Genomic DNA, 234 nt, shown 5'->3' with positions numbered 1-234 from the left:
CCCGAGCCTGACGGCGCTTCACGCACCTCAAGCGCAGGGCCGTAGATCCGGTGGGCTACACGGTCGTTTTCCCACAACAGATCGTCCAGGCGATCCGGCGCAAAGCGGGCAACGGCGCGGGGCGTCTGCTGGACCGCAGGCGGCGGCGCCAGAGGCGCAATGGTGGAGGGGCGGCCCAAGTCGGCCGGGTCATAGGAGAGTGCGGACGTCGCCCGCATTTCCGCCTCTCGACGG

The 234-nt window shown here is 70.1% G+C and carries 1 protein-coding gene; it reads right to left on the bottom strand.

What is annotated here, in order from left to right; genetic code table 11:
- On the bottom strand, window positions 1–218 hold a 218-nt coding region (locus tag ACSV5T_RS10420), incomplete at its 3' end, for a DUF4861 family protein (RefSeq protein ID WP_438321104.1).
- Window positions 219–234: the final 16 nt, after the last annotated feature.

The sequence above is a fragment of the Veillonella sp. ZSJB6 genome, assembly GCF_051549505.1.
Lineage (GTDB): Bacteria > Bacillota > Negativicutes > Veillonellales > Veillonellaceae > Veillonella.
The sequence above is the reverse complement of the archived record's forward strand: the minus strand, read 5'-3'. Positions and strand labels throughout refer to the sequence as shown.